Genomic DNA, 21,303 nt, shown 5'->3' on the forward strand with positions numbered 1-21,303 from the left:
GAGGATTGGATTATGAATTTTACTGCTGATAAATGGAAAATTCTGGCAGCACTCACTGTGATGGTTGTTGCTTTGACATTTGTTTTCCCATCCAGCTTTTATTACCGCGTAGCGGCTCTGATCTGGATTTCTGCCTTCACCGTGATTGGTCTCAACCTGCTCATGGGGTATGCCGGACAGGTGAGCCTTGGCCATGCTGGATTCTTTGGCATCGGGGCTTATGCTGTTGCCATCGGGCCGGTTCACCTTGGCATTCCGCCTTTGCTGTCACTGATCATTGGCGTGTTGCTGGCTGGGGCGCTGGCCTTCCTGATTGGTCGCCCTGTGCTCAAGCTGAAAGGCCATTATCTCGCTGTTGCGACACTTGGCGTTGGTATCCTGATCTCCATGGTCATCAATAACGAAGCGCAGTGGACCGGTGGCCCGGATGGCATGAATGTTGAGGCACTTGGTATCAAAAGCTTGCTCAAGAGCATGGGTTGGAAAGTCAAGACTGCAAAGCTCTGGTATTGGATTACTGGCATTGTCATGATTTGTGGTGCCTGGGTGGCGCTGAACATCATCGATAGTCCGACAGGCAGAGCATTACGCGCCATTCATGATTCTGAAGTTGCAGCCAAGGTCGCTGGTATTGATGTGCCAAACTATAAACTGCTCGCCTTTGTGGGTTCGGCTATGTATGCATCGATTGCGGGGGCAATGCTGGCTTTCATGAACCGTTTCATCACACCTGATGCTGCTGGCTTTCTGCATTCCATTGAGTTGGTCACCATGGTGGTATTGGGGGGTATGGGCTCCATCCTCGGATCGGTGGTTGGCGCGGCTTTCCTCATCATTCTGCCACAGGTTTTGGCCGATTTGCAGCATTACGAACATATGATGCTCGGCTTGATCATGATGATCTTCATGATTTTCCTGCGCTCCGGGATTGTTCCTTCCATTGCCAATAAGCTTAAAGGGAGGGCGGCATGACACTTCTCCAAGTAGACAAGATTGGCATTGAATTTGGTGGACTGAAAGCAGTTGATGAGGTGAGCTTCACGGTCGATAAGGGGCAGATCGTTTCAATTATTGGCCCCAATGGTGCGGGCAAGACGACACTGTTCAATCTGATATCCGGCGTTTACAAACCTTCAGTCGGCGAGGTTTATCTGAACGGTCGGGATGTTACCGGTTTGGAACCAAACGAATTGGCCAAATATGGTCTTTCGCGGACCTTTCAAAACTTGCAGATCTTCTTCCGTATGACCGTGATCGAAAATGTCATGGTTGGATGTCATTTGCGGGAAAAGCGTTTCCCATTTCCGCATCTCTTCTCGCTTCCGAGTGTCGAACGGCAGAATAACCAAAGCCGTGCCAAGGCTATGCAGCTTCTGGAACGGGTAGGGCTGGCGGAGAAGGCTGATGAGATGGCAGACTCCATGTCTTATGGTGCATTGAAGCGGCTCGAGATTGCTCGTGCTTTGGCCGCGGAATCCGAGATCATCTTACTCGATGAACCGGCAGCTGGTTGCAATCCGATAGAAACCGAAGAGATTGATAACCTGATCCACGATATCGCCCATAAGGATGGGATTACAGTATTGTTGGTTGAGCATGACATGAAGTTGGTCATGAAGATATCCGACAAGATAGTTGTGCTTGATTACGGCAAGAAACTGGTTGAGGGAACGGCGGAACAGGTGCGCAAGCATCCCGATGTGATTGCCGCCTATCTGGGAGATCACGGCTCGAAGGAGGCAGCGCGTGCTGTCTGAGGGCAGCTGCTGGGATAAGGATGACCGATCATATGCAAAAACCTGAAATCATCTCCGCAGAGCCTCCTCTCAATGCTGCCGAACAGTCAAAGGCTCCTAAAGTCTTGTTGGATGTGAAAGATCTCACATCCTCCTATGGTCGCATTCAAGCGTTGAAAGGGGTATCCCTCCACGTGAATGTCGGTGAAATCGTCACGCTGGTTGGCGGTAACGGTGCGGGCAAAACGACACTCCTGCGTTCCATTTCCGGTGTACAGCCAATAACAGGTGGTTCTATTACGTTTCGAGACAAGGATATATCGGCGTTACCTGCCCACAAGCGGGTGCCTAATGGAATTGGTCAAAGTCCGGAAGGTCGTCAGATCTTCGGCCCGCTGAGCATTGAAGACAATCTGATGCTGGGAGCCTATACCCGTAAAGATGACCTGATCGACTATGATCTGGATCGGGTCTATAAAATGTTCTCGATCCTCAAAGAGCGTCGCAAGACCGCCGCAGGTGGCTTGTCAGGCGGACAGCAACAAATGCTGGCGATCGGCCGAGCGCTCATGGCCCGTCCACGTCTTCTGTTACTTGATGAGCCCAGCATGGGCCTGGCGCCAATCTTGGTTGATCAGATCTTGGAAGCGATTGCCAGCCTGAAGGAAGAAGCTGTGACAGTCTTTCTCGTTGAGCAAAATGCCTTTGCAGCTCTGTCTATCGCGGACAGAGGCTATGTGATTGAGACAGGCAAAATCACCGCCAGTGGTAATGCCAAGGATCTGATGGAAGATGATGCGGTAAGAGAAGCTTATCTAGGCGTCTGATCCATTCTGCAAGACCAAAGCTCGGCTGTTTTGAGGCAGCTGAGCTTTCGCTTTGTCTTGCTTAAGAGGCTCAATGAGTATCGAGCTGAGGCACGCCATCCTCTCCAATCTCATAATAATCGCCCTTATGTGCGCAGAAAATGTGTTTGCTGATATGGTTATCACCAAGCTCGTCGATACAGCCAGCTGCAATGGCAATGTGATCTTTATGATCATCCAGTTTATGTGCCTGCCAGAAAAGCGAAGAGCCGCATTCTGAACAGAAGCCACGGCGTGCAAAGTCAGACGATTCATACCACTTCAGTTTGTCCTCACCCTTGGAGAAGACGAGATTCTTGACACCCCCGCCTACGCTGGCCCAGGCATGCCCGCCCCATTGGCGGCATTGTTTGCAATGGCAGACGACTGCAGGGTTCACATCGCCTCCCAGCTCAAACGCAATCGAGCCGCACAAACAGCGGCCAGTCAAAGGATCATTGGACATAATTTTGACCTCATGAAATGGAACGTAATGAGAACATTTCCGATTTGGAGAGCGAAGTCAACCCAAGTGATACGAGTAAAGTCTATCTCAAATTCACTCGCTTTGCCCGGTTGAATATGGCGTCAATGATCAAGATTGAGAAATGGTTGGCGACCATATGATGGGTTGAAGTTGTTCGATCCCCGAATGCTGTTGTGGGGCTTGGCAAAGAGAACGAATATGACCGACAGCGTTCTGATGGAATAGCAAGCATTATGAAACAATCGAGATTTTTGATTTGATTGCATAAGTGATTTTCTGATTTGCGTCTTGCGCAGGACGAGTGACAAGGACCAAGCTATTGCAAATTGATTCCAGCAAAAAGGCCGACATCATGACTGCAACAAAAATCTGGACCATCTATCTGTCAGGTGAAATTCACTCCAATTGGCGTGAGGAGCTGGAAGAAGGAGCAAGAGCGAGGGGGCTGCCCGTTGAGTTCCATGCTCCGGTTACCAATCATGGTGCATCCGATGATTGTGGCGTGCATATTTTGGGAAGCGAAGAAAAGAAGTTCTGGCATGACAACAAGGGGGCGAATATGAATGCCATTCGTACCCGTACCCTGATCGAACGTGCTGATATTGTTGTTGTTCGCTTCGGAGAAAAATACAAGCAATGGAATGCAGCCTTTGATGCTGGCTATGCATCGGCGTTGGGAAAGTCGATCATCACCATGCATGGCGACGACCATCAGCATGCTTTGAAAGAGGTCGACGCTGCAGCGCTGGCAGTTACTCAAACACCCGCACAGATCGTTGATATCCTTGATTATGTAATTCATGGCAAGTTGAACTGATCTTCTCGCAATTAAGCTGTAATTGCGATGGCTGATCTCGTTTGGCCGTCATTTGGGGAAGATAAACGCGGAGTGAGCGCTTCATTTCATTCATTTTCTTGATCAATCAAAGTAAGAAATTCATAGGACTGGCGAGCAAAGCTCGCTTAGAGTGCGCCTATGACACACCGACTCGATGATGACAGCATGAGTGCCAAGGCGCTCTTTTTTGCCGGAGCAAAGCGATGTATTCCAGTTTGCATCGCTGCCGGCCCTTTTGGCGCGCTCTTTGGTGCTTTGGCGGTAGAAAGCGGTATGTCCATATTTGAAGCGGTGTTGATGAGCGCCACCATTTTCGCCGGGGCCAGCCAGATGGTTGGGGTTGATCTGTTTGGTCAGACAATACCGGCCTGGGTTATCGTGCTTTCAATATTTGCAGTGAATTTCCGTCACGTGCTCTACTCTGCCTCTATTGGTCGGCATCTTCGTCACTGGACCAGACTGCAGAGGATTATCGGGTTCCATTTCCTGATAGATCCGCAATATGCCGAAGCAGAAGGGCGTTTGGAGCGAGGTGGCAAGATTGATTTTGCCTGGTATATGGGCCTCGCCATTCCAGTTTGGTTGTTTTGGGTTTTTATTACCTGGATTGGAGCTATTTTTGGCAATTTGCTGGAAGATAGTTACACCTACGGTATCGATTTTCTTTTGCCTATCTATTTCCTTGGCCTTGTCATGGGATTTCGCAAACGCAGTTTTTGGCTGCCTGTTGTTGGTATTTCCGCGATTGCGGCAGTCATTGCGTATGAGACGGTCGGATCACCCTGGCATGTTTCAATTGGCGCCACTGCAGGTGTATTGCTAGCAGCATTTTTCTCTCCGCAAGCAAAGGGAGAAAATAGTGACGGTATCGAACTGAAGGAGGACTTATCATGATGTCCTCTATCATCTGGATCATTCTGGCTGGAGCGGCTTTGACTTACCTTACCCGTATTGGGGGGCATTTGGTTCTGTCGCGGTTTGATCGTATTCATCCACGTGTTCAGGCTGGGCTGGATGCTGTGCCTGCTGCGGTTTTGACCACAATTGTGGCACCAGCTGTTTACAATGGTGGGCCCGCGGAATGGATAGCTATATGCGTTGCTGCTATTGCCGGGCTCTACTTGTCTTTGTTGCCCATGGTGGCAATCGGCACTCTGGCTATTATTCTGGCACGCATGGCCATTGGCTAGTGTGGAATGGAAATAGGTATCATTATCAATCTGCAGGATCATTTGCCTATTTCAATTCCTCAATCCACATTGAAGATCTACATTTTCTAGTCATTCTTTTGAATCTAAAATTCGTTTGGTGCTCGCTGATCAATGTGATGAACTTTGGATTCGTGCGCCTGGAATGCTTGCATGAGACTAGAAAGGTGATGTGGAATGAGATTGGGAATTTTGGAAGCAGACAGCGTCAGTCGGGAAGTGGAAGACAATTTCGGAACCCTGAGCTCCATGTTCTCCGATTTCTTCAAGCTCGCCGACCCTGACATTCTCTGCACACCCTATCTGGCTCATTTGGGAGAATTGCCTGACAATCTCGATGAATGTGATGCTTGGGTTGTTACCGGCTCAAAGGCCAGTGCCAATGATGAAGCAGATTGGATGCTTGAGCTGGAAGAATTTATTCGCAGCACAGCCAAGCAGAATATACCAACCATCGGCATCTGCTTTGGACATCAATTGATGGCTAAGGCCAGAGGCGGCAGGGTTGAACGAACCCAAGGCGACAAGTGGGGTATCGGCATTCATCACTACATGGCTAATTCAGCGCCGAGTGAGAGGCCCGACTGGATGAGCAAAGGCGAGATTCGTTTGCAAGCCATGCACCAGGATCAAGTGGTGGAACTGCCTCCGCAAACCCTCTGTCTAGCCGGGTCGGATCATTGCCCCAATGGGGTGATCCTTTATCCCGATAATGCATTGTCCATGCAATTGCACCCTGAAATCAGGCCTGATTTCTCTCGATATCTGATCAATCAACGCAAAGGAACTCACTTTCCACTGGAGGAAGGAGAGCAAGCATTGATTGATGTTGATGGAACTGTGGATGATGTTCTTGTAGCAAAGTGGATGCTCCACTTTATTCGACGATCTGGTTAGGCTGGTAAATTCGTCTCCTATTGTTCCTGACAGGATGTTTCAATGAATACTCCCGCAATTCCGGTTTTTGATGGTCATAACGATACACTTCTCCGTCTGGAAATGGCCAGAGCTGCTGGAAAACCGATTTCCTTCATGAATGGAGATGACAGCCTGCATATCGATCTACCTAAAGCGAAACAAGGTTTATTGGCTGGCGGTTTGTTTGCAATGTTCGTGCCTCCAAAACAAGAGCCGGGACAAACACTCAAATTCGAAGATATGCAGCGCCCGATCGATCAGGCCCATGCGCTCAAAGAAACATTGGCAATGGTGTCATGCGCATACCGACTTGAGCGCGAAAGCGAGGGAGCGGTTCGTATATGCCGGTCCAGCTCAGAGCTTGACATGGCTCTGCAGGACAATGTCGTAGCCCTCATGTTGCATATAGAGGGGGCAGAAGCCATTGACGCGAACTTCGATGCATTGGAAGTCCTTTATGCGGCTGGTCTGAGATCTATTGGTCCGGTCTGGAGCCGCAACAATATCTTTGCCCATGGTGTGCCGTTCGATTTTCCTGGCTCCCCTGATCAAGGCCCTGGCTTGACAGATCTTGGCAGGGAGTTTGTACGGCGCTGTAACAAGATGCATATCTTGATCGACATGTCCCATCTCAATGAAGCAGGCTTTTGGGATATTGCAAAGCTCTCGACCGATCCGCTTGTAGCGACACATTCCAATGTCCATGCTCTTAGCCCCAGTCCGCGGAATCTGAAGGACAGGCAACTGGATGCAATTGCGGAGAGCCAAGGTGTTGTCGGATTGAATTATGCGGTCGGTTTCCTGCGTGATGATGGGCAGAAATATGAAACCGATACACCAATCAGCTTGATGTTAGCTCATCTGGACCATCTGCTGACTAAATTGGGGGAAGAGGGTGTTGCGCTGGGCTCAGACTTTGATGGAGCCACAGTACCGGCTGGGATCGGCAGTGCTGCGGGCAATCCAATCCTCATCCAGGCCATGTTGGATCATGGCTATGGCGAAGCTCTGGTCAAAAAGATTGCCTATCAGAACTGGTTGAGCCTTCTGAAACGAACTGGTATCTGATTTGAGACCAGTCTGGTTCAAAACCTTCAAAAGCAAAAGCCCGGATATATCGATCCGGGCTTTTGAAAATCTGGTCGCACAAGATTTGAATGAAATCCTGGCCTAGTCACCATCATATTCGTGATCGTCCTCAAATTCACCCTGAACAGGCATCCGTTGCGGACGCTCCGAAGGATCACGACCAATGCGATCGGCAATATGATTGAGATCGATAAAATGATCGGCTTGGCGACGCAATTCGTCGGCAATCATAGGAGGTTGGGTGGACATGGTGGAAACGACGGATACTTTGCGGCCGCGACGTTGTAGGGCTTCTACCAGTTTACGGAAGTCCCCATCACCCGAAAAGATAACAAAGTGATCCACATGTTCCACCAGCTCCATGGCATCGATGGCGAGTTCGATATCCATATTGCCTTTGATTTTACGACGGCCGGTCGAATCGGTGAATTCTTTGGTTGGCTTGGTAACAACATGGTATCCGTTATAGTCAAGCCAGTCTATTAGAGGGCGAATGGAGGAATATTCCTGGTCCTCTGCGAGTGCCGTATAATAATAGGTCCTCAAAAGATAGCCTTTACTACGGAACTCCTTGAGAAGTCGCTTGTAGTCGATGTCGAAGCCAAGTGTTTTTGTAGTTGCGTACAAATTGGCGCCGTCGATAAACAACGCGACTTTTTCACGGGGATCGAACAATTATTTTATCCTTGTTTTTGGAATTGCTACTACCGATGAGGCTGTAAAACATGTCAGCAAATCTCAGTATTTATATTTAATTTGAGATTCTTGGCTGGGCAAACATGATTTTTTTATTATGGTTGCCTTACTCAATAGTTTATAGCAATAATTTAGTCCTACAGGTTCATGCTACCGTAACAGGGAAAAAATACAAGAAAAGTCCGCCATCATGACGTACATTTAAGATTTCTTCCCAAAAAAAACATCTACATTAAACAGGAAACCTGCATAAAAGAGCGAATTAACATCTTCTGCACTCTTGTCAAGAAGGCAAATTCGTTTTATTGAAAGAAAAAATTCCCCCATTCAGGAGATTTGTATGGCACGCGTAACCGTTGAGGATTGCGTCGATAAGGTCGACAATCGTTTTGAGCTTGTTCTGCTCTCCGGCCACCGCGCACGGATGATTTCCTCTGGCTCTTCGATAACTGTCGATCGCGACAACGACAAGAACCCTGTCGTTGCTCTACGTGAAATTGCTGACGAAACCGTATCTCCAGGCGATTTGAAAGAAGATCTGATCCATTCCCTGCAGAAATATGTAGAGGTGGATGAGCCTGAGACCGATGAAGTACAGATGATCACTGCTGATGAAGCAGCGACTACTGATTTCGAGTCTGTTGTGGCAGAGCCGAAAAACGAATTGGTCTTTGATCAGATGTCGGAGGAAGAGTTGCTGCGTGGATTGGAAAGTCTTGTACCGCCAGATCGTAACGACGACTAAGATATTTGGGCATAAATGCCAGAGGAAGCGGGCCATTTGGTCCGCTTTTTTCATAAATGCAATCGGGTGCTCCCCAATTGCTTCCCCAAGTTGCCGCTACCGTGGGCTCAGGGTTGCTGATCCAAGTCGCGTTGCCGGAATAAATCTGGGACTTGGTGTGCGCATCATTTGAGATGATGATAAAAAGAGACTATCTTCATTGGGTGCATCGACAAAATGCGAAATTGGCGGAGCGATTTGCCTAAGCGTTAGGGTTTTGCATGCAGACTAGGAGAATTCGGGCGTCATGAGAGTATTCGAATAATGCTTGCATGAAGGCTTCCCGGCACATCCTTGATCGATTGGATGAAGCGGGGTAACCGGTTCAGACCTTAAAAACAAACAAAGAATTCCGGAATAATACGTCAGCGCCTGAGTTCCGGCCCCGAGCATTACAAGGTTTACCCTCCGTCATGATGCGTCAATATGAGCTAGTCGAACGCGTAACCGCCTATAATCCCAATGCCAACGAAGCATTGCTCAACAAGGCCTATGTCTATTCCATGCAAAAGCATGGTAGCCAATATCGCGCATCTGGTGATCCATATTTTCTGCATCCCCTGGAGGTTGCGGGTATTCTGACCGAGCTGCGTCTTGATTCCAGCACAATTGCCGTGGGTTTGCTCCATGATACGCTGGAAGATACCGATGCGACCCGTCCTGAACTGGATGATCTCTTTGGACAGGAAATCGGCAAGCTGGTCGAAGGTCTAACAAAAATTGCCCAGCTGGATCTGGTTTCCAAAAAGACAAAGCAGGCTGAGAATTTACGCAAGCTTCTTCTTGCAATTTCCGATGATGTGCGGGTGTTGATCGTAAAACTGGCAGACCGCCTGCACAATATGCGTACTTTGCACTTTGTGCCAGATCATAAGCGTCACCGCATTGCCCAGGAAACAATTGACATCTACGCCCCATTGGCGGAGCGCATGGGGATGCAGGATATTCGAGAGGAACTGGAAGCACTTTCTTTCAAATATATCAATCCAGAGGCATTTGAAGCGATTTCATCGCGATTGGAAGGTTTGCGGCAGCAGAATAAAAGCCTGATCGAAGAGATTGAGGGTGAACTGCAAAAAACCTTTGCCGAGCAAGGCCTGAATGTGAAGGTAAGGGGTCGTGAGAAACGGGCCTATTCCATTTTCCGTAAAATGCAGCGCCAGCAATTGGGTTTCGAGCAGCTTTCGGATATTTATGGATTTCGCGTGCTTGTTGACGACATTTCTGCCTGTTATCAGGCATTGGGAATTGTTCATACCATCTGGCCATGCGTCCCAGGTCGCTTCAAGGATTATATCTCGACTCCAAAACCCAACGATTATCGTTCCATCCATACGACAGTCATCGGTCCCGGTCGGCAAAGGGTGGAACTGCAGATTCGTACCCAGAAAATGCACCAGATTGCCGAATATGGAGTAGCAGCACATGCTCTTTATAAAGATCCGGAAGGCCAGACCAAAGGTGGACGGTCTCTTGGCAAACTAGCCAAGGACAGCAATGCCTATGCTTGGTTGCGCCACACCGTGGAAATGCTGGATGCCGGCAATGACGCAGAGGAGTTCCTGGAGCACACCAAGCTTGAGCTGTTTCAGGATCAGGTCTTCTGTTTCACTCCGAAAGGACGGGTCTTGGCCCTGCCACGCCACGCCACGCCAATTGACTTCGCTTATGCGGTTCATACTGGCATTGGCAATACCTGCGTCGGGTGCAAGATCAATGGTGCCATCATGCCATTGGTGACTGAATTGCAAAATGGTGATGAGGTCGAGATCATTTGCTCCAAAGCACAGACGCCACCCGCTGCCTGGGAGAATATTGTGGTGTCTGGTAAGGCCCGCGCAGCGATCCGGCGTGCAACTCGTGATGCCGTGCGAGCGCAATATGCAGGCCTGGGTAGTCAGATTTTACAAAATGCCTTTGAACGTGGCGGGCAGGATTATAGCGACAAAATGCTGACCGTCGCGTTGCCACGTCTTGGCTATAATGCTGTTGATGATGCGTTGGCCGCTGTTGGCCGTGGTGAGTTGCCTTCTCGTGCTGTTATTGAAGCCGTGTTCCCCGATTATCAGGATGAGCGTGCTTCCAAAAATGGTGAAGAAGAAAAAACAGGTGTTCAAGGCGAGGGTTGGTTCGATCTGAAACAGGCAAGTGCCATGAAGTTCCGCGTTCCAGGCACCAAAGGGGATAGCGAGACTGATGGGCGAAGCAAAGGAATACCCATCAGAGGCCAACAAGGAGATCTTCCCGTCAGCTTTGCACCAGAGGGTGGCGCGGTACCTGGAGATCGTATCGTCGGTATTCATATGCCCGGGCAGGGGGTCACAATTTACCCGATCCACTCGCCAGCTTTGAAGAAGTTTGATGATCAGCCAGAGCTTTGGCTGGATGTCCGCTGGGATATTGATGAAGCCTCGCACGAACGCTTCCCCGCCAGATTGCATGTTTCTGTCATCAATGAGCCCGGTGGCCTTGCGGCCATAGCACAGGTGATCGCTGAAAATGACGGCAATATCGACAATATCCATATGAATAAACAGAGTCAGGATTTCCAGGACATGACGATTGATCTGGAAGTTTGGAACCTTAGTCATCTCAATCGCATTATCGAGCAAGTCCGCTCCAAGCAGTCGGTCTCGAAAATCGAACGTATCAATTAGGCCGAAATATTGATATCGGAATTGATCAGGAAATCTCGGCCGAACATGGCCTTCGTAAAACAGGGAAGAAAGAAAGTATGAATACGGAACAGGTTCTGGATGTTTTTCGTCAATGTGGCGCCTTGCTGGAAAATGGACACTTTATCTTGTCTTCCGGTCTACGCAGCCCAACCTTCCTTCAAAAAGCCAAAGTTTTCCAGTATCCAGATAAGGCGGAAATTCTATGTAAAGCCCTGGCTGAGAAAGTGAAAGAATCCGACGTCGGTCCAGTTGATATCATCATTTCTCCAGCGGTTGGTGGCATCATTCCCGGATATGAGACAGCTCGTCATATGCAGGTGCCATCCTTGTTTGTAGAACGTGAAAAAGGGGAATTTGCTTTGCGTCGCGGATTTGAATTTGAAAAAGGCGCGCGTATATTGATGGTAGAGGATATCGTCTCCACTGGTCTCTCCAGCCGCGAGTGTATTGATTGTATCAAGGCTCTTGGCGGCAACGTTGTTGCTGCTGCTTGTATCGTTGATCGGTCGGCAGGCGAGGCAGATGTTGGCGTGCCTCTCATATCGTTGGCCCAGTACAAGGTACCTGCCTATCAGGTGGATGCCATACCGCCACAAATGCGGGATATACCAGCAATTAAACCCGGAAGCCGTGGTTTGCAGTGATCAGCCGTAAACTTTTTTGTCTTGGCAGTAATTTGTTTGGGTTTGTATGAAATACTAACAAAATAGACTGGAATTTTAGGTGTCAAAAGGGTTTATATAGTCCTGTATTTACAAGGCGCATGTGACCCCTTGGCGTTTTATCAGTGAGAGTAACTGACCGTGATTTTTGGCCGCAGAAATAAACCAGGACTGGCAGAGCGTTTCAGAGTTTTCATCTGGCCGCGCAGAAGCTGGTTGCGTTCTGGCAAATATTTTGTCAAACGGATTCTGCGGCTGACAGGATCTCCATATGCCATCGCAGCAGGCGTTGCCGCTGGGGCTTTTACCTCGTTCACGCCGTTCCTTGGCTTCCATTTTATCATCAGTTGGGTGCTGGCCTTCATTATTGGCGGCAATCTGTTGGCCGCCGCTTTGGGAACTGCCGTTGGCAATCCCATTACATTCCCGTTCATTTGGGGAGCAACCTACAATACAGGTGCATTGGTTCTGGGAAAACCCAAGATTGAAGGCGGGGAGTTGCATCTGGGCCATTCACTCATGTCGTCTTCCTTTGAAGCGCTTTGGCCTGTTATCAAGGTGATGGCAGTTGGTGCTATTCCGACAGGTCTAATTTGCGGATTGATTTGTTATTTTTTGGTACGTAAGTCCTGTGATGCTTATCAGCATCGTCGCAAGGCAGTGTTGGCACGAAAAGCCTTTGAAGCTGGCAAATGGCGTTCTGCTATTGCCGAGCATGAAAGCGCCACCTAGTTCAGTTTCATCTCGATCTTTCCCAATATTCTGCAATTTGATTGGTATATTTTCTATTGCCATCTCTCCGAAACGATCTATTTCTTATATCGACGTTATGAAGCGAGTGGATCGCCGATCATCAAATGGTCAGAGGTGCAAGTATGATTTTGGGAACTGGTAATGATCTGATTGATATCCGGCGGATCGAGAAGTCTATTGAGCGTTTTGGAAGTCGCTTCATCCAGCGAATTTTTACTGACAAAGAACAGGCCAAGTCAGAGCGGCGCCAGAACAAGGCCGCTTCCTATGCCAAGCGCTTCGCTGCCAAGGAAGCTTGCTCGAAGGCATTGGGTACCGGTCTCAACCATGGTGTTTATTGGCGTGATATGGGGGTTTCCAATCTGGCATCGGGCAAGCCGACATTGGTTTTGACGGGCGGTGCGCGGGAACGATTGCAAGCGATGATACCGGACGGCTTCGTGCCGCAAATTGATCTAACAATCACGGATGATTATCCACTCGCTCAGGCCTATGTCATTATATCGGCATATCCGAAGGAGTGGCCCCGGCCGAACTAGAGAAATCGCCGCGAAATAAAAGCCTTTGGGGATCTATATAAGTCGGTTCAAAAAAATCAGATGTGGTCAGGAAGCAAGAAGATCTAGGGAAAACTACGCCCGGATGCGAAAAAGACTCAAAGAATCCCAATTTTGATGCAAAAAGAAGAAAAACCGGCTTGCAAATACGGGCTGCCATCCTAACTGCCTCTAGTAAGTCCTGTCATCCAGCAAGCGCGAAAGATGAATTTCGTTGCATGAGCCTGCTGACCTGCAGCAAGGCGAAAGAGGAAAAGAGCATGAGCGTGTCGCAAGACAATATGAACGAAGCTGAAGGTGGCCTTGGGGAGACCATCAAGGTTATCATTCAGGCCCTTATTCTGGCACTGGTGGTACGCTCTCTTCTTTTTCAGCCTTTCTCCATCCCTTCCGGGTCCATGAAATCAACGTTGCTGGTTGGTGATTATCTGTTTGTCTCAAAATTCTCCTATGGCTACAGCCGTTACTCACTACCCTTTGGACCACCTCTATTCAAGGGCCGTATCATGGGCAGTGAGCCCAAGCGCGGCGATGTCGTGGTGTTTAAATTGCCACGTGATAATTCTACCGACTACATCAAGCGTGTGATTGGTCTGCCGGGCGACAAGATCCAGATGATTGAAGGTCAACTCAACATCAATGGTAAGGCCGTGCCGCGTGAGCAGGTTGAGGATTTTATCGAAACGCAAGACAACGGTAAGAAGCGTCGTGTCGCTCGCTATAAAGAGACACTGCCGAACGGAGTGACCTATACAACGCTTGATCTGGAAAATACCTATCTCGACAACACGCCTGTTTATGAAGTGCCGCAAGGACATTATTTCATGATGGGAGATAACCGGGATAATTCCACCGATAGCCGCGTACTGGCGTCGGTTGGGTATGTGCCATATGAGAATTTGGTTGGTAAGGCACAGGTTATCTTCTTCTCGATTGGAGACGAAAAAGCACCTTGGCAGGTCTGGACTTGGCCAGAATCAGCTCGTTGGGATCGATGGTTTACCTGGATCTAGTCCAAACAATTGCTGAATTGGGCTGAAATCAGCCGATGTCGGGCAAAAAAGCATGGACCTGACATCACTCTTTGGATAGAAGAGCCAAGCAAATTACGCTATATATGGCAAGGAACGCCGCACAGCTGAGAGGCAGTGCGGCTTATCTTTTTTCGGATACACACTCCCAACCGGGAAATCGAATGAAAAAGAAAAATACCAGTTCTTTGGAAAAGACACTGGGATATGTCTTCAAAGATATGTCCCATCTGGAACGGGCTTTGACCCATTCCAGCTCGGTCAGTTCCCCAAAACATCAGATAGAAGAAATTTATCAGCGGCATGAATTTCTGGGTGACCGTGTTTTGGCACTCACCATTGCTGATATGCTTTTGGAAGCTTTCCCCAAAGCCGATGAAGGAGAGTTGGCGCGTCGTCTCAACGGGTTGGTCCGTAATGAGACATGTGCTGCTGTTGCCCAGGACCTGAAGGTCGGGTCCTTTATTCGCCTTGGAGAAGGAGAAATTCAGGCTGGTGGTTATAAGAAGGATGCCATCCTTGGCGATGTTTGTGAGGCAATCATCGGTGCCATTTTTCTGGATGGTGGCTTTGAACAGGCTCGAGATTTCATTTCCAGAAACTGGAAAGAGCGTATGCTGAACTGGAAAGGTCCGCTACGTGATGCCAAAACCACTTTGCAAGAATGGGTGCAGGGACGCAAATTACCTCCGCCTCTCTATAGTCAAGTCTCCCGTAAAGGTCCCGACCACGCACCAGAATTCATCCTGAAATGTGAAGTCGAAGGTATGGAATCTATCTTTGGCAACGGACCTTCGAAACGCATAGCAGAACAAAATGCAGCCCGTGCCATGCTCATACGTGAAGCAATCTGGAATGAGGATGGCGAACCGGTGGAAAAAGCAAAATGATCGATACACAAGATATGAAAACCAAGTGTGGTTTTGTTGCCCTTATCGGTGCGCCCAACGCTGGTAAATCGACATTGGTCAACAAGATCGTGGGTACCAAAGTCTCCATTGTGACACACAAGGTCCAGACCACCCGTTCCTTGATTCGCGGCATTGCCCTGAAAGGCGACGATCAGGTGATTTTCGTCGACACGCCTGGTATTTTTGCTCCAAAACGCCGTCTTGATCGTGCAATGGTCAACACTGCTTGGGGTGGAGCCAAAGATGCTGATCTTGTCGCCGTTCTTGTCGATGCTCGAAAGGGCGTTACCGAGCAAGTCGAGCGCATTCTGGAGGGTGTCAATGATATCAAGATGCCCAAGGTACTGATACTCAACAAGATTGATCTGGTGAAGCGCGATAGCTTGCTGGCGCTTGCTGCAAAGGTGAACGAGATTGCCGGGTTTGACCAGACTTTCATGGTATCTGCGCTGAATGGCGATCATACCGATGATATCCTCGACTATTTCTCCGATCAGATGCCAAAGGGTCCATGGCTTTATCCGGAAGACATGATCTCTGACTTGCCAATGCGTCAACTGGCAGCAGAAATCACACGCGAGAAGGTTTTTCTGCGTCTGCATGAGGAATTGCCATATGCTTCCACCGTCGAAACGGAGAAATGGGAACAGAAGCCTGACGGTTCCGTGCGCATCGAGCAAGTCATCTATGTTGAGCGCGATAGCCAGAAAATGATCGTTCTTGGCAAGAATGGCCGTAGCATCAAGGCGATTTCCATGGCGGCTCGTGAAGAGCTGAGCGAGCTGGTGGAAGCCAAGGTTCATCTCTTCTTGTTTGTCAAAGTGCGCGAGCGGTGGGTGGATGATCCTGAGCGGTATCGCGAAATGGGGCTGGAGTTCCCGATCTAGGTTCTATCTGACTTGATTTGCGAGCAACGCTCGAGTCACTTAAAAAGGAAAGCGCCGAAAGATCAGTGCTTTCCTTTTTTCTTTTTGCGAGCCAGGCTGCTGCCATGGAATGGACATCCGACGCTATAATTCTTGGAACACGCATCCATGGTGAGAGAGCGGTTATTTTGGAAGTAATGACCGCAGAACGTGGTCGTCATTTGGGGGTTGTGCGTTCGGGACGTTCGAAGCGCATGCAGCCCGTGCTTCAGCTTGGCAATAGTGTCCAGGTGACCTGGAAAGCACGCATGGAAAACCATTTGGGTCAGTTTACTGTGGAACCACTGCATTCACGTGCTGCCAAGCTCATGGAAAGCTCAATGGGAACCTATGGTATTCAGTTTCTCGCAGATCTGATCCGGTTGTTACCAGAACGTGATCCACATCCTTATCTTCATCGGGCACTGTCGGTTATTGTCGATGAGTTTACAGAACCGGATATTGCCGCTGAGCTGATGATACGTTTCGAATTGGCTCTTCTCGCAGAGCTTGGTTTTGGACTGGAGTTGGAACATTGCGCTGCAACGGGCCAGGCAGATGATCTTGCCTATGTTTCACCCAAATCGGGTAGGGCAGTGTGCAGTGAGGCCGGAAAACCTTATCATGATCGCCTTTTGGTGCTACCGCAATTCTTGCTTGGGCAGGAAACTGGCAATCGTCTGGCTTTTGCCGAAATCGAAAAAGGGTTTGTGTTGACGGATTTCTTTTTGAAGCGACACATCTATCACCCCAGAGAGTTGAACGAGCCCGCTATGCGCGAAAGCTTTATCAATTGCATACGCTCGCATCTGACACTGGATTGATGTCAAGTTAGTTTCCCCGGTTTTCCGCCGCTCTCAACCGCCAGAAGATTGCACGAATCGTGCAGATTCGCTATCCATCGCTGTATGGGAAATGATTTGATGAAATCTGGCGAGATTGAAAGCATCAATCTTCGCTCGGCGCTGGAAGAGCGCTACCTCGCTTACGCATTGTCGACGATCACGCAGCGTGCGCTGCCTGATGTCCGTGATGGCCTGAAGCCCGTGCACCGCCGCATCCTTTTTGCCATGCGGCAATTGAAGATGGATCCGAACGCTAGCTTCAAGAAATGTGCGCGTGTTGTCGGTGATGTTATCGGTAAATTCCACCCCCACGGAGATCAGGCGGTTTATGACGCACTGGTTCGTCTGGCACAGGATTTTGCCGTCCGCTATCCACTAGTTGATGGTCAGGGAAATTTCGGTAACATTGACGGCGATAATGCTGCGGCCATGCGTTATACCGAGGCACGCATGACCGAGGTTGCCCAGCGCCTTCTGGAAGGCATCGACGAGGATGCAGTCGATTTTCGCGAGACCTATGATGGCGAGGACAAGGAACCTATTGTTCTACCTGCCAATTTCCCAAATCTATTGGCAAACGGTTCCAACGGCATCGCCGTGGGTATGGCAACTGCCATTCCGCCGCATAATGTTTCGGAACTATGCGAAGCAGCTCTTCAACTGATCAAAGATCCGGAAACATCAGATGAGAAGCTGGTGGAACTGGTTCCCGGGCCGGATTTCCCAACCGGTGGCATGATTGTTGAAAGCCGCGAGCAAATTCTGGATGCCTACAAAAGCGGGCGAGGCGGCTTTCGTCTGCGCGCCAAATGGCACAAGGAACCTCTCGCGCGAGGCGCATACAATATTGTTGTGACCGAGATTCCCTATCAGGTGCAAAAATCCCGCCTGATTGAGAGGATCGCCGAACTGATTCAAAACCGGAAGCTGCCATTGCTGGTAGATGTACGGGATGAGTCAGCGGAGGATATCCGGGTTGTGCTGGAGCCGAAGAATCGGTCGGTTGATCCGGATCTTTTGATGGAAGCGCTGTTCAAGCTGACAGACCTGGAATCGCGGGTCTCACTGAACATGAATGTTCTGAACTCTCAGAATGTTCCGAAAGTTCTCAGTCTACGAGAGGTCATGCGGCAATGGCTTGATCATCGCCGCGAAGTTCTGATCCGTCGTTCTCGCTACCGGTTGGCAAAGATCGAGCATCGTCTGGAAGTGCTCGATGGCTACCTGATCGCCTATCTCAATCTTGATGAGGTTATTCGCATCATCCGTTTCGAGGATGAGCCAAAGACCGAATTGATGAAGGCTTTCAATCTTACGGAAGTTCAGGCTGATGCGATCCTGAACATGCGCCTGCGTAGCTTGCGAAAGCTCGAGGAAATGGAAATCCGCAATGAGCATGATCAGCTGAGCAAGGAACGCGATGCCCTGATCGAAATGCTCGGTTCTGAGAGCTTGCAATGGAAGAATATTTCCGGTCAGATTCGTGAGATGTACAAGTCTTTCGGTCCGGATACGGAGCTTGGTCGTCGACGCACCATCTTCGGTGAAGCGGGCTCTGCCGATATTGAAGATATCAATATGGCCATGGTTGAGCGCGAGCCGGTAACCTTGGTGCTATCCGAAAAAGGCTGGATCCGAGCCATGCGCGGCCACATCGCGGATTTCAAGACGCTCAATTTCAAAGATGGTGACAAGCTTAAATTTGCCATCCATGCCGAGACGACTGACAAATTGTTGATCATGTCAACACTTGGGCGTTTCTACACTTTAGGGGCGGACAAGCTGCCTGGTGGGCGCGGACATGGCGAGCCGATCCGTGTGATGGTGGATATGGAACCTGGTGTTGATGTCGCTCATTTCTTCGTTCACAAGCCGGGTCGCAAGTTGTTGTTGGCTTCTACTGATGGTCGTGGGTTCGTTACATCCGAGGATGGCCTGATTGCGAATACACGCAAAGGCAAACAGGTGTTGAACGTAACGGCTCCGAACGAAGCCAAGCTTTGTATCGACGCGGAAGGTGATCAGGTCGCTGTTATTGGTGAGAACCGTAAGCTTCTGATCTTCCCGCTGGACGCAATGCCGGAAATGGGCCGTGGTCGCGGTGTGATGCTGCAACGCTATAAGGATGGCGGCATCTCGGATGTCAAAGTGTTCAAGGCGGAAGAGGGCATGAGCTGGAATGACAGTTCAGGCCGCACTTACACCCGTTCCATGGAAGATTTGCAGGAATGGCTGGGTGATCGTGCGCAGGCAGGTCGCATGCCGCCGAATGGCTTCCCACGCAGTAACAAGTTTGAAAATAGCTAAGTTGCTCGCACTCTGAGAGAAGTTTAAAAGGGCTGAAAGGCCCTTTTTCATATCCGTTAACATGGCCTATTTGAAAATCAGGACATCCGCAATCAATGGGTGATGATCGGCCACAGAAGCAGAACCGCGCTCAAGATTGAAGACAGGAACGCTGGGGCTGGAAAAGACGTGATCGAGGCTAAGAAAGGCTGGTAGCCACAGATACCGCTTTACTCGTAAATTCTCCGTCGGATAGGTTGGTTTGAAATAGCTATGACGAATAAGGGGCAATTGATCCGAGAAGTTTCGCATGGTGAAAGACCAGCTGGATGAATTGAAATCCCCCGCCAATATTGTATCCGGATAACGCTTCATATCCTTCCGAATATAGCTATCCAATCTGGAGAAATGCAGATCTTGCTCCCCCAATGGTTTCGGCCACTCAGCATGAAAAGTATGGAGACGTAGAGGTTTGTAGCCTTTGACCAGGGCAGTGGCAGATAGAACACGGCCATGCACATCATCACGGGTATTGTTGGAAGCAAGCTTCTTGTTCTGAATATTGGAGAGCGGATATTTCGACAAGATTGCCAGAGTGCAGTCCCTCCAATATTTACATCGTGCCTGATAAGGGTAGCGGTTTTTGAGCGCTTGTACATTCTTGTAGCGATTGGGCGCATATTCCTGCAAAAAAACGATATCTGGATCATAAATGAGGATGGACTTGGCAGTCTCTTCCTTATCCCAGTTCTCGAGATAGATATTGAAGCTCATGATCCGCAAGGCACGGGTGGAAGCTGTATCTACTCTGGTGATATCCATTTTGGGAGCAGTAAAGGAACCAGTCACATCTGGTGCCAGAACGCCAATGGAACTGATGAATGGAACCAGTAAAATCCACTGTGCGATGGCACGCAGGCGCGGAAAGTAGTACGGCCAAAGGAATGTGGCGATGGACGAAATCACCGTCAATACCAAAAACAAGAGCTGAAACTGATTCAGAATATCAAACGATGGCCAGATGAAAGCCAGAAGGCCCAAGGCTGATAGGCTGCTACCCACAATCAGCCCAAGTAGAATGGACCCATCAATAAATGCTCGAAACCAGGAGAAAACAGTACGCACAGTTAACGCCTTCATTGCCAGATTGGGAATCAACTCAAGAAAGATCTTTCAGGCTTTAAGCCAGATTACGGCATTTGTCATCCTCGATAAGGTTTTGGGGCAGTCGAGATGAGGCAAGGCGCTATTTCATCTGCTCCCAGCCATAAGGGCCGAGAAACTCCATGGGTTGAAAGCGAACCTTATAGTCCATTTTGGAAGAGCCTTTGACCCAATAGCCAAGATAGACATGGCTCCAGCCTTCTTCAATTGCTCTGCGAATATGATCAAGAATGATGAAGGTGCCCAAGCTTCGTTCTGCCATATCGGGTCGAAAAAAGCTATAAACCATGGAGCAGGCCCCATCCAGTTGATCAGTCAGTGCGACGCCAATCAACTCGCCTCCTTTTCCTGTAATGCCGCTATCGGGATGACGCAGGCGATATTCAATCATCTGCGTGTTGACATGAGTATCCTCCACCATGGCTCCGTAATCGCCCATCCCCATAGCGGCCATACCACCATCATCATGGCGTGCTTCCAGATAATCCCGAAACAGAGCATATTGCTCGGTAGTAGCTACGGGCCCGCTTGTTTGAGTGATCAGATCCTTATTCCTACGAAGGATGCGTCTCTGATTTTTGGAGAATTTGTAGAGCGGTACGACGATGCGAACGGATAGGCAAGCTTGGCAATTCTCACAGGCAGGACGATAGGCGATGGTTTGACTGCGGCGAAAGCCACCACTGGACAGGCTGTTATTCAAATTATCCGCATCCTCGCCAACCATATAGGTGAAGATCTTGCGCTCTCGTTGGTCTGATAAATAGGGGCAGGGTTGCGGAGCAGTCAGGTAGAATTGCGGATTATTGAAACTGTGCCGTGTCATCGAGGTCCTATGGTTCAGGCGTGCCGGAATCAACACTGTTGGTTATCGTGATCTATACTTTCACATCACTATACCATATCTGCA

At 49.3% G+C, this 21,303-nt stretch carries 21 protein-coding genes and 1 pseudogene; 18 read left to right on the plus strand and 4 right to left on the minus strand.

Annotated elements, in window-relative coordinates:
- Positions 1 to 12 precede the first annotated feature (12 nt).
- The 3 genes from CRO57_RS04165 (at position 13) to CRO57_RS04175 (ending at position 2,563) form a co-directional block, all read left to right on the plus strand.
- A complete protein-coding gene (locus tag CRO57_RS04165; protein WP_097152112.1) occupies positions 13 to 972 on the plus strand; it encodes a branched-chain amino acid ABC transporter permease in 960 nt (319 codons plus the stop codon).
- Entirely contained in the window at positions 969 to 1,757 is a 789-nt protein-coding gene (locus CRO57_RS04170; protein WP_097152113.1) for an ABC transporter ATP-binding protein, read from the plus strand. The genes CRO57_RS04165 and CRO57_RS04170 overlap by 4 nt, the downstream gene beginning before the upstream one ends.
- Before the next feature lie 104 nt (positions 1,758 to 1,861).
- Entirely contained in the window at positions 1,862 to 2,563 is a 702-nt protein-coding gene (locus tag CRO57_RS04175; protein ID WP_097153191.1) for an ABC transporter ATP-binding protein, read from the plus strand.
- Between the two features lie 70 nt (positions 2,564 to 2,633).
- Here the strand turns inward: CRO57_RS04175 and CRO57_RS04180 are convergent, their stop codons facing one another.
- Positions 2,634 to 3,047 (minus strand): GFA family protein, encoded by a 414-nt coding sequence (locus CRO57_RS04180; RefSeq protein WP_097152114.1) that lies wholly within the window; start codon positions 3,045 to 3,047, stop codon positions 2,634 to 2,636.
- A gap of 373 nt (positions 3,048 to 3,420) precedes the next feature.
- Between CRO57_RS04180 and CRO57_RS04185 the strand changes: the two genes are divergently transcribed.
- The 5 genes and pseudogenes from CRO57_RS04185 (at position 3,421) to CRO57_RS04205 (ending at position 7,100) form a co-directional block, all read left to right on the plus strand.
- The gene (locus tag CRO57_RS04185; protein WP_097152115.1) at positions 3,421 to 3,885 is read left to right on the plus strand and encodes a YtoQ family protein; all 465 of its coding nucleotides are present in this window, start codon (positions 3,421 to 3,423) and stop codon (positions 3,883 to 3,885) included.
- A gap of 213 nt (positions 3,886 to 4,098) precedes the next feature.
- Positions 4,099 to 4,800, plus strand: a pseudogene (locus CRO57_RS04190) (AzlC family ABC transporter permease); the annotation flags it as partial.
- Positions 4,800 to 5,096, plus strand: coding sequence for an AzlD family protein (locus tag CRO57_RS04195; protein ID WP_097153193.1), 297 nt, complete (start codon positions 4,800 to 4,802; stop codon positions 5,094 to 5,096). The pseudogene CRO57_RS04190 and the gene CRO57_RS04195, both read left to right, overlap by 1 nt.
- Positions 5,097 to 5,291: 195 nt before the next feature.
- Positions 5,292 to 6,011, plus strand: a complete 720-nt coding sequence (locus CRO57_RS04200) for a type 1 glutamine amidotransferase (RefSeq protein ID WP_097152116.1) — start codon at positions 5,292 to 5,294, stop codon at positions 6,009 to 6,011.
- A gap of 42 nt (positions 6,012 to 6,053) precedes the next feature.
- Positions 6,054 to 7,100 (plus strand): dipeptidase, encoded by a 1,047-nt coding sequence (locus tag CRO57_RS04205; protein WP_097152117.1) that lies wholly within the window; start codon positions 6,054 to 6,056, stop codon positions 7,098 to 7,100.
- A 102-nt stretch (positions 7,101 to 7,202) separates the two neighbouring features.
- Here CRO57_RS04205 and CRO57_RS04210 read toward each other — a convergent pair whose 3' ends face one another.
- Entirely contained in the window at positions 7,203 to 7,796 is a 594-nt protein-coding gene (locus CRO57_RS04210) for a LabA-like NYN domain-containing protein (RefSeq protein WP_097152118.1), read from the minus strand.
- 361 nt (positions 7,797 to 8,157) lie between these two features.
- Here CRO57_RS04210 and rpoZ point away from each other — a divergent pair, with 361 nt between their 5' ends.
- The 10 genes from rpoZ (at position 8,158) to parC (ending at position 19,250) form a co-directional block, all read left to right on the plus strand.
- On the plus strand, positions 8,158 to 8,562 hold the full coding sequence (gene rpoZ / locus CRO57_RS04215) for a DNA-directed RNA polymerase subunit omega (protein WP_097152119.1): 405 nt from the start codon (positions 8,158 to 8,160) through the stop codon (positions 8,560 to 8,562).
- Between the two features lie 452 nt (positions 8,563 to 9,014).
- On the plus strand, positions 9,015 to 11,258 hold the full coding sequence (locus CRO57_RS04220; RefSeq protein WP_097152120.1) for a RelA/SpoT family protein: 2,244 nt from the start codon (positions 9,015 to 9,017) through the stop codon (positions 11,256 to 11,258).
- Between the two features lie 77 nt (positions 11,259 to 11,335).
- Positions 11,336 to 11,923, plus strand: a complete 588-nt coding sequence (gene pyrE / locus CRO57_RS04225; protein ID WP_097152121.1) for an orotate phosphoribosyltransferase — start codon at positions 11,336 to 11,338, stop codon at positions 11,921 to 11,923.
- A gap of 159 nt (positions 11,924 to 12,082) precedes the next feature.
- A complete protein-coding gene (locus CRO57_RS04230) occupies positions 12,083 to 12,673 on the plus strand; it encodes a DUF2062 domain-containing protein (RefSeq protein WP_097152122.1) in 591 nt (196 codons plus the stop codon).
- Positions 12,674 to 12,816: 143 nt separating this feature from the next.
- The gene (acpS, locus tag CRO57_RS04235; RefSeq protein WP_097152123.1) at positions 12,817 to 13,233 is read left to right on the plus strand and encodes a holo-ACP synthase; all 417 of its coding nucleotides are present in this window, start codon (positions 12,817 to 12,819) and stop codon (positions 13,231 to 13,233) included.
- Positions 13,234 to 13,511: 278 nt separating this feature from the next.
- A complete protein-coding gene (lepB, locus tag CRO57_RS04240; protein ID WP_097153194.1) occupies positions 13,512 to 14,264 on the plus strand; it encodes a signal peptidase I in 753 nt (250 codons plus the stop codon).
- A gap of 182 nt (positions 14,265 to 14,446) precedes the next feature.
- Complete coding sequence (gene rnc / locus CRO57_RS04245; RefSeq protein ID WP_097152124.1) at positions 14,447 to 15,172, plus strand: ribonuclease III; 726 nt, start codon at positions 14,447 to 14,449, stop codon at positions 15,170 to 15,172.
- Entirely contained in the window at positions 15,169 to 16,080 is a 912-nt protein-coding gene (era, locus tag CRO57_RS04250; RefSeq protein ID WP_097152125.1) for a GTPase Era, read from the plus strand. The genes rnc and era overlap by 4 nt, the downstream gene beginning before the upstream one ends.
- Before the next feature lie 104 nt (positions 16,081 to 16,184).
- The gene (recO, locus tag CRO57_RS04255) at positions 16,185 to 16,922 is read left to right on the plus strand and encodes a DNA repair protein RecO (RefSeq protein WP_097153195.1); all 738 of its coding nucleotides are present in this window, start codon (positions 16,185 to 16,187) and stop codon (positions 16,920 to 16,922) included.
- Positions 16,923 to 17,021: 99 nt separating this feature from the next.
- Positions 17,022 to 19,250 (plus strand): DNA topoisomerase IV subunit A, encoded by a 2,229-nt coding sequence (parC, locus tag CRO57_RS04260; protein ID WP_244580008.1) that lies wholly within the window; start codon positions 17,022 to 17,024, stop codon positions 19,248 to 19,250.
- A gap of 66 nt (positions 19,251 to 19,316) precedes the next feature.
- On the opposite strand, the gene CRO57_RS04265 is transcribed toward parC, so the two are convergent.
- Together CRO57_RS04265 and CRO57_RS04270 are read right to left on the minus strand one after the other, a co-directional pair.
- Complete coding sequence (locus CRO57_RS04265; RefSeq protein ID WP_170955943.1) at positions 19,317 to 20,354, minus strand: endonuclease/exonuclease/phosphatase family protein; 1,038 nt, start codon at positions 20,352 to 20,354, stop codon at positions 19,317 to 19,319.
- A gap of 121 nt (positions 20,355 to 20,475) precedes the next feature.
- Entirely contained in the window at positions 20,476 to 21,219 is a 744-nt protein-coding gene (locus tag CRO57_RS04270) for an arginyltransferase (RefSeq protein WP_097152128.1), read from the minus strand.
- Positions 21,220 to 21,303 lie beyond the last annotated feature (84 nt).

Origin of the sequence: Cohaesibacter gelatinilyticus (assembly GCF_900215605.1) — a bacterium.
Lineage (GTDB): Bacteria > Pseudomonadota > Alphaproteobacteria > Rhizobiales > Cohaesibacteraceae > Cohaesibacter > Cohaesibacter gelatinilyticus.

What these genes read in the sequence shown, in the direction of transcription:
- rpoZ (WP_097152119.1), top strand. Translation starts at nt 8,158, where the DNA reads ATGGCACGCGTAACCGTTGAGGATTGCGTCGATAAGGTCGACAATCGT.
- parC (WP_244580008.1), top strand. Translation starts at nt 17,022, where the DNA reads ATGAAATCTGGCGAGATTGAAAGCATCAATCTTCGCTCGGCGCTGGAA.
- CRO57_RS04165 (WP_097152112.1), top strand. Translation starts at nt 13, where the DNA reads ATGAATTTTACTGCTGATAAATGGAAAATTCTGGCAGCACTCACTGTG.
- CRO57_RS04205 (WP_097152117.1), top strand. Translation starts at nt 6,054, where the DNA reads ATGAATACTCCCGCAATTCCGGTTTTTGATGGTCATAACGATACACTT.
- CRO57_RS04220 (WP_097152120.1), top strand. Translation starts at nt 9,015, where the DNA reads ATGATGCGTCAATATGAGCTAGTCGAACGCGTAACCGCCTATAATCCC.
- era (WP_097152125.1), top strand. Translation starts at nt 15,169, where the DNA reads ATGATCGATACACAAGATATGAAAACCAAGTGTGGTTTTGTTGCCCTT.
- CRO57_RS04195 (WP_097153193.1), top strand. Translation starts at nt 4,800, where the DNA reads ATGTCCTCTATCATCTGGATCATTCTGGCTGGAGCGGCTTTGACTTAC.
- pyrE (WP_097152121.1), top strand. Translation starts at nt 11,336, where the DNA reads ATGAATACGGAACAGGTTCTGGATGTTTTTCGTCAATGTGGCGCCTTG.
- CRO57_RS04170 (WP_097152113.1), top strand. Translation starts at nt 969, where the DNA reads ATGACACTTCTCCAAGTAGACAAGATTGGCATTGAATTTGGTGGACTG.
- CRO57_RS04270 (WP_097152128.1), bottom strand. Translation starts at nt 21,219, where the DNA reads ATGACACGGCACAGTTTCAATAATCCGCAATTCTACCTGACTGCTCCG.
- CRO57_RS04180 (WP_097152114.1), bottom strand. Translation starts at nt 3,047, where the DNA reads ATGTCCAATGATCCTTTGACTGGCCGCTGTTTGTGCGGCTCGATTGCG.
- recO (WP_097153195.1), top strand. Translation starts at nt 16,185, where the DNA reads ATGGAATGGACATCCGACGCTATAATTCTTGGAACACGCATCCATGGT.
- CRO57_RS04185 (WP_097152115.1), top strand. Translation starts at nt 3,421, where the DNA reads ATGACTGCAACAAAAATCTGGACCATCTATCTGTCAGGTGAAATTCAC.
- rnc (WP_097152124.1), top strand. Translation starts at nt 14,447, where the DNA reads ATGAAAAAGAAAAATACCAGTTCTTTGGAAAAGACACTGGGATATGTC.
- lepB (WP_097153194.1), top strand. Translation starts at nt 13,512, where the DNA reads ATGAGCGTGTCGCAAGACAATATGAACGAAGCTGAAGGTGGCCTTGGG.
- acpS (WP_097152123.1), top strand. Translation starts at nt 12,817, where the DNA reads ATGATTTTGGGAACTGGTAATGATCTGATTGATATCCGGCGGATCGAG.
- CRO57_RS04200 (WP_097152116.1), top strand. Translation starts at nt 5,292, where the DNA reads ATGAGATTGGGAATTTTGGAAGCAGACAGCGTCAGTCGGGAAGTGGAA.